General features: G+C 40.3%; 10 protein-coding genes. 1 reads left to right on the top strand and 9 read right to left on the bottom strand.

Features of this window, described 5'->3' with window-relative positions; genetic code table 11:
* Window positions 1-87 precede the first annotated feature (87 nt).
* The 8 genes from AC1DPZ_RS18700 to AC1DPZ_RS18735 all read right to left on the bottom strand — a co-directional run bounded on the left by AC1DPZ_RS18700 (window position 88) and on the right by AC1DPZ_RS18735 (window position 4,862).
* Window positions 88-1,173 (bottom strand): sugar transferase, encoded by a 1,086-nt coding sequence (locus AC1DPZ_RS18700; RefSeq protein WP_477406188.1) that lies wholly within the window; start codon window positions 1,171-1,173, stop codon window positions 88-90.
* Entirely contained in the window at window positions 1,154-1,540 is a 387-nt protein-coding gene (locus tag AC1DPZ_RS18705) for a response regulator (RefSeq protein ID WP_477406190.1), read from the bottom strand. Before AC1DPZ_RS18705 ends, AC1DPZ_RS18700 begins: the two co-directional genes overlap by 20 nt.
* Before the next feature lie 541 nt (window positions 1,541-2,081).
* The gene (locus tag AC1DPZ_RS18710) at window positions 2,082-2,471 is read right to left on the bottom strand and encodes a VOC family protein (protein ID WP_477406192.1); all 390 of its coding nucleotides are present in this window, start codon (window positions 2,469-2,471) and stop codon (window positions 2,082-2,084) included.
* Between the two features lie 61 nt (window positions 2,472-2,532).
* Window positions 2,533-2,754: a hypothetical protein gene (locus AC1DPZ_RS18715; RefSeq protein WP_477406194.1), complete on the bottom strand. Its 222-nt coding sequence runs from the start codon at window positions 2,752-2,754 to the stop codon at window positions 2,533-2,535.
* Between the two features lie 33 nt (window positions 2,755-2,787).
* A complete protein-coding gene (locus tag AC1DPZ_RS18720) occupies window positions 2,788-3,165 on the bottom strand; it encodes a DoxX family protein (protein WP_477406196.1) in 378 nt (125 codons plus the stop codon).
* Window positions 3,166-3,187: 22 nt separating this feature from the next.
* Window positions 3,188-3,568 (bottom strand): DoxX family protein, encoded by a 381-nt coding sequence (locus tag AC1DPZ_RS18725; protein ID WP_477406198.1) that lies wholly within the window; start codon window positions 3,566-3,568, stop codon window positions 3,188-3,190.
* An 11-nt stretch (window positions 3,569-3,579) separates the two neighbouring features.
* Window positions 3,580-4,011: a VOC family protein gene (locus AC1DPZ_RS18730; protein ID WP_477406200.1), complete on the bottom strand. Its 432-nt coding sequence runs from the start codon at window positions 4,009-4,011 to the stop codon at window positions 3,580-3,582.
* 116 nt (window positions 4,012-4,127) lie between these two features.
* A complete protein-coding gene (locus AC1DPZ_RS18735) occupies window positions 4,128-4,862 on the bottom strand; it encodes an NUDIX hydrolase (RefSeq protein WP_477406202.1) in 735 nt (244 codons plus the stop codon).
* Between the two features lie 133 nt (window positions 4,863-4,995).
* Between AC1DPZ_RS18735 and AC1DPZ_RS18740 the strand changes: the two genes are divergently transcribed.
* A complete protein-coding gene (locus tag AC1DPZ_RS18740; RefSeq protein ID WP_477406204.1) occupies window positions 4,996-6,624 on the top strand; it encodes a carboxylesterase/lipase family protein in 1,629 nt (542 codons plus the stop codon).
* Window positions 6,625-6,687: 63 nt separating this feature from the next.
* Here AC1DPZ_RS18740 and AC1DPZ_RS18745 read toward each other — a convergent pair.
* Window positions 6,688-7,178, bottom strand: a 491-nt coding sequence (locus tag AC1DPZ_RS18745; protein WP_477406206.1) for a LysE family translocator, incomplete at its 5' end; no start/stop codon positions are given.

Below are 7,178 nucleotides of genomic sequence, written 5' to 3' on the forward strand. Positions count from 1 at the left end.
AATAAATGTTTCCTGGGCATATAATTGTTTAGAAAACAGGGTGATAGTTAATAAAAAGCAAAAAACTTTTATAGGTTTATTCATTATTTATACTTTTTCTTTTTGAAAGAGAGCTGGCACAGTTCCAACAATAATCCGTAAATCTAACCAAATAGAGTACTTTTGAGCATAAAAGTTATCCAGTTTTTTTCTTTCCCTTTCAGACATATCTTCTTTTCCCCGTTTGCTTATCTGCCATAACCCGGTTAAACCGGCAGGGCCCAGGAACCTCATCGACCATTCGTTTGAGGTTAACATTTCAGCCTCGTAAACCGGTAGTGGCCTGTTGCCAACTACAGACATATCGCCGACTAATATGTTAAAAAGTTGCGGCAGTTCATCCAGGCTCGAATTACGTAAAAAGTTGCCAAGTTTTGTTATACGCGGATCGTTTTTGATTTTTACAAATGCTGCCTTATTGGCTCCGCCCCCGGTTGCGTATTGATTGTTCTCTGTTGACAATTGAGCTAACAATTGATCTGCATCGGTTCGCATCGATCTGAATTTATAAAAATCAAACACTTTATAACCTGTACCAACCCGCTTACTTTTATAAAGTACCGGCCCCTTTGAATCAAGCTTTATAGCTATAGCGATAAGCAGGTAAAGCGGCGACAGGAAAAATAACATTGCCCCCGAGATGCCAAGGTCAATAATGCGCTTTCCAAAAGGCATTTTGTAAGTTGTATCAACCTCTTTTGAAAGTTCAAGCAGCTTTGGTTTTATCAGCTTAAAGGTTACCAGGAAGTTTAGCCTTTCGCGCAGGTCATCGATAGCAAAAGGCTGGCTATAAAAATCATGTACCTTAAGTTGAATAGCCCTTTTTTTAAGTGTTTTGTCGTTTTGAGTGGATAACAAAACGATAATTGATCCATTAAGTAAAAAGCTCTTTTTAATTTCTTCAACAAGTGCAAAGCATTTTCCATTTGCATCTACCTCCATCAGGATAATGTCTGGTACGGTTAAAATAGACTGCTCTTTAAGGTAATTGTCAAGCTCGGCGAGGGAATCGTTAAGATGGATATTAAAATTGCTAAGGCCGGTTAATATCAGGTTTTTAAAGTCCACTCCGGCATAAGCAATCTTGATGTGCGAACCTGAGTTTTCGTTCCAATCAGACGTTTTGTGCTTCATAAACTTGTAAGAGTTTGTTAATTGCCGATTTTAGCTCAGTAGGTTTAAATGGTTTGTACATGTGGCCGTCTATTTTGAAAGGCATTTTGCTTACCTGCTCATCCAGATCGTGGGCCGCGGATAGCAATAAAACCGGAATATCGCGATAAAACCCACTTATTTTAACATTTTTAGCAAATGATTGGCCATCAAAATAAGGCATTTCAAGATCAGAAAGGATCAGATCGGGCATGTTGCCATCTTCTAACCAACCAAATGCATCAATGCCGTTGTTTTTAACCACAACATCATAGTCTTTTGAAAGAATAAAATTAAGTAATTTCAATATGCTTAAATCGTCATCTACAATTAGTAAGGTTCTCTTCATATTGCTGGTTTGGCGTAATCTGGATTAAAAGGTAATTAAAAACACGTAAAGTAACGATTTAATAAGTAGATTAGGTTTTGAACACCTTGCAAATAAATTATACTTTTAAAGTATCAGGTGTACGTTAAAATAATACTAAGAGTTTGTTTTTTTACAAATATTCGTAAAATACTTAACTTTAATATTGATAAATGCAAGTAAACATTTATCGTACCGAAAATACGCATAAAAAGTGTATAATAAATTGCATTTAATAGTTTTTTTGCAAACTAACCTTACTTATCAATGGTAAAGTAAAAAAAAGGTTCTAACATCCATTGTTTGATTGTGATAGATCCATTTAAGGTAAGCCTGTGACCCTGGGGATTTATCGGGCTATTATTTTAAAGGCAGATGGGGTGTCCTTTAAAGGGAGAGTAAAAGCCAAATGGAAGATGGAGGCCATATTTATATCACCTACAGTAATTTTATAAAACGGTATACGTAAAAGCCCTTAAGTAGAATCTACCTAAGGGCTTTTGCTATTATAACAAAAGCTCGGCTAACCCTTTTGTTCAATAACAGATAATATATTCCCTGCCGGATCATTAAACCACGCGATAACGGGCCCACCCGCAGTGAAGATTCCTTTCTCGTTGGTTTTAAAGTTTTCTTCGTTGTAAACAATGAACTTAACACCACGTTTGGTAAGTTCATCAACCGCCGCCTCCACATCCTGAACCGGGAAGTTGAGGATTGTAAAGGTTGCAGGCACATGATTGGGTTTGGGATAGATAATGATATTATTACCACCAGAAATTTTGAGATGTAAAATGCCCGGCATTTCAGTGTCATCTTCAACCTCAAGTTCTAATGTGTGGCCATAAAACTCTTTGGCTTTTGGTATATCATTTACCGAAAAACCGCTGAATGCTTTGCTGTCTTTTAACATGGTAGCCTCCTTTTAATTATTAAAAATTACCAGAGTTGGTTTTTGTTTTAAATAATTGGTATTATTCCGTCAGCACCTCTGCGTGGTAACCGAAATCTCTCAGGAACATTATCAACGCTTTGGACCTGATTGTGCCATTGTTACACTGCACACGCAATATGTTATCGCAATCATCCAGGTCGAAATTGGCGTTGTAGCCCGAGAACGTTTTATGGATGTGTTGCAATAAAACTTTGGCGTATTTACGCTTGTTTACATTGGTTTTAAAAACTTCTACCGTCATAACAGTTCATTTTTTAATCCGTGTACAGCTTGTTTATTTCCAGGTGAACAATGGCGCGTATTTATCACGCTGTGTATATGCCAGGAATAGAATGCCAATTAATAACGCTATTACAATAGGTAATTGCGCCGGTCCTAAAAACGCATGATAAAAAACAATATTTACCATAATAGGAAACAGCACTATTAAAGCCAGCGCAACACATCTGCCTATAAGCAGTAATATAGAGCAAACCAGCTCCAGCGCCTTAATCAGCGGCATTAAATAAACGGCGGCCATTAAGCCTTCATTAAAAGTTTTAGCATCGCCTGTCATCACCGGCGCAGGGTAAAGTTTTAAAAAATATGCTGCTGATGCCCACAGGAACATCAGGCCAACAAGGGTACGAACAATGATTACAGCGATTTTCATGATTTTAAGGTTTAATTTTTATTTATCCGGCTAGTTTAAGCTGATCAAATTTTTTCCAAAAAATATAAGTGATCACCAAATACACCAGGAATACAACCGGAAAAAGTAACTCGATGCCATCGCCCGCAAAGGCCCTTGATGCAAAAGCACCGATAAAGGTAAATGTTAAGCCTGCAAATGCCCACTCTTTGATGGTTTTATATTTGGTTTGAATAATAGCCACAGCCCCTAAAAGCTTGGCTATGCCAAAAATAACCATGCTGTAAATAGGGTATCCCAGGTGCCGCATAACCTCCACGCCATCTTTCTGCCGGGTAATGCCCCCTATGCCATCCATTATCATAAACAGCACAAGCAAAACAGTCAATATCCAATAAGTGATCTTAATTGTTTTGGTACCCATGATTGTAAAATTTACTGCGGGCGGTTAGGTGAATAGCTTACCATCCATGAGATACCGAACTTATCAGAAAACCACCCGAAAAAGTCGCCCCATGATGCTGGTGCAAGTGGTACCATTACATGGCCCCCGGCAGATAGCGCATTGAACAGCGTGTTTGCTTCTTCTTCGCTTTCTGTAGTTAAAGAAAGTTGGAAATTGTTGCCTGGCTTGTACCCCATACCCATTTGGCCAACAGCATCTGTGGCCATCAATATATTGCCTTTACCAATTGGCAGGGCTATATGCATCAGTTTTTCTTTGTCTTCTTCGGCTATACCCCCAGCCTCCTGGGAGTCTTTAAAACGCATTACAGTTAAAAAATCGCCGCCAAAAACCGATTTGTAAAAATTGAAAGCTTCCTCGGTATTACCAGGGAAATTTAAATACGGATTAATTGTTACCATTTTAATTGAAGTTTAGTTGATAATTTGGTTATTGTTTACAGAAGTAAATTTACGTTGATTAAAGATAACCAAAGCGGGCAGAATACGACAATTATGGGGTTGAATTATGACAGAAACTATCGTGTGGATATAAATCTGTACAGATAGGGGGCTTTATGTGCACCGCCGGTCCATTTTTTGGCGGTACGCTCCAATATTCCCAGGCTCAGTATCTTACGCTGAAAGGCCGCCCGGATAAGTTTCTTATTTAAAATGGTTTCATAAAGGCTTTGCAGATCGCCCATGGTAAAGTCGTCGGTTAATAAATTAAAGCCGATAAGTTTTTGATCAAGGTTGGCCTGCAAGGTTTCCAAAGCTTTTTGAATAATGAGTTTATGATCCTGCATCAGGTCGGGCAAATTATCCAACCCAAACCAGTCGCAACTATCTGATATACTATCGGGAGTAGGGATAGCCTTTGTAAAATCAACCAGGGCATAATAGCCAACAGATATAAAGCGTTTCAGCAGCCAATGATCATCGGGCGGAGCAACACCCCTTGTTGCTGTCATGATGGCCTTTAGCGGTGCGGTATCATGCCGGCTTTTATCGCCAAAAACATAAAACTGATCCAAAAAGATATTGGTTAGGCCGGTACGATCAAACAAAACCCGGCGGGCAGCTTCGTTTACATCCTCGGTATCGCGTATGAAACCACCGGGCAACGCAAACAGACCCGTGTTTTTATAGGTGAGCAGCAATACTTTTAACTGTTTATCATGAAAGCCAAAAATAACGGTATCAGTAGCCAACCCAGGCAAATAACCATCTCCGCCGGCATTAATTTCCTGTTTCCTGGATTCGTTACTCATGCTTTATAAATAAAAATTATAGCAAGTAACAAAAAAAAATTGTTACCCGGATAAAATTAATTTATTATTGTAACAAAATGATACAATAGATATCTTATCTTCGTGTTAAACCAACTAAACTAATTATAGCCATATGATAAAACCATTTTTAGCAGTATTGATGCTGGTGCAAATTGCTACCGTAGAAGTAATTGCACAAACAAACCAGGTAACCGTTGAAAACGGGAAACTGGAAGGCGTAAAAGAGGCAGGTTCGCCGGTAACTATCTTTAAGGGGATTCCTTTTGCCCAGCCACCTGTTGGCGATCTGCGGTGGAAAGAGCCACAGCCGGCAAAAAACTGGGATGGCGTACGCAAGGCCGATCATTTTGGAAACAAGCCGATGCAACGGCCAATTTTTGGCGATATGGGATTCCGCTCAGCCGGTATGAGCGAAGATTGCCTGTACCTGAACGTGTGGACCCCCGCAAAAACCATGAAGGAAAAATTACCCGTACTGGTATATTTTTACGGGGGAGGTCTTGCCGCAGGCGATGGCTCTGAACCACGTTATGATGGTGAAAGCATGGCAAAAAAGGGTATTGTTGTACTTACCGTGAATTACAGGCTGGGCGTGTTCGGCTTTTTTTCTCACCCCGATTTAACCAAAGAATCGCCTAATCATTCATCGGGTAACTATGGCTACCTTGATCAAAATGCGGCCTTACTATGGGTTCAAAAAAACGTGGCTAAATTTGGTGGCGATCCTAAACATGTAACTATAGCAGGTGAGTCTGCCGGTTCAATATCTGTATCGGTGCAGATGGCATCGCCATTGTCAAAAGACCTCATCATTGGCGCAATAGGCGAGAGTGGCGCGGGTATAAAACCAACGTTAAACTCAATACCACTGGCCGATGCCGAAAAAAACGGAGTAACGTTTGCCACCCATGTAAAAGCCGGTTCACTGGCCGAACTAAGGGCAATACCTGCGGCTGACCTGCTGGATGCTGTATTTAAACCAGGCTCAACGCCAATGTCGCCTACTATTGATGGCTATTTATTGCCAAAATCTTTACCTGCAATTTTTGAAGCCGGCGAACAAGCTAAAATACCAATCCTGGTAGGATGGAACTCGGCCGAGGTACCATACCAGTTTTTAATGCGCGCCGATGCACCAACATTGGAGAACTATAAAAAAACACTCGCTACTATATATGGTGATAAGGCCGATGAGGCGATGAAATTATACCCTGCATCAACAGATGAGGAAGTTATTAAATCGGCTACAGCCTTATCAAGCGATAGGTTTATAGTGTACAGCACCTGGAAATGGGCCGATCTGCAAATTCAAACTGGTGGTAAACCTGTTTATCGTTATTGCTTTTCGCGCATCCGCCCGTCTATGACTGCGCAAATGGGTAATGCCACAGCGGGTCTTGCAGGAGGAGTTGTTAAAGGAGATGCCGCTAAACCTGCGCCAAAAGCACCTGCAGCGGTAGGTGCTTCACATGCTTCAGAAATTGAGTATGCCATGGGTAACCTGGCCAGTAATAAAGTTTATGCATGGACACCTGATGACTATAAAGTATCAGAAACCATGGAAAATTACTTTGCCAACTTTATAAAAACCGGCAATCCCAATGGATCAGGCTTGCCAAAATGGGACGCCAACACAGATAAAAGTCCGGTTAAGTTTATGGATATCGATGTAAAAAGCGAACAAAAAACTGAAAATGACAGGGCACGGTATGTGTTTCTGGATAAGGAGTATATGAAATAAAAGTTTTTTTACAGGGGGTGATTATCCCGGTCGCTGTGGGGGCGCCGGGATTTTTTTTTGCTATTACCTTTTTGTGAATGCAATTTTAACACCCATCAGCACAAAAACTATAGCTGAGAATTTATTTAGCCAAACGCCAAATAAAGGCCGTTGTTTTAACCGGACTGAAAGGGAACCTGCAAAAAATGTTAATATCATAAACCATACTAAACTCATCAGTCCGTAAGTAACCCCAAGTAATATAAAAGGCAATGCATTATGGATGTGGGCGGGCTGTATAAACTGCGGAAAGAAAGCCAGGAAGAAGATTGCCACCTTGGGATTGAGTGCATTGGTAAGCACCGCAGATAAATAAGTTTTCCTTACAGACTCTATTATAGCAGGCATATCTTTTTTTAAAACTGTATCCCTTGAAAAGAATTTGCTAATGCCAAGACATACTAAATAAGCGGCGCCGGCATATTTAACAAAACTAAATGCCATTGCCGATTGAGAAAGGATCAGCGATAATCCAAAAGCTGCCAGGGTAGTATGTACAAGCACACCTGTAGTAA

Source organism: Mucilaginibacter sp. P4_G9 (assembly GCF_056400985.1).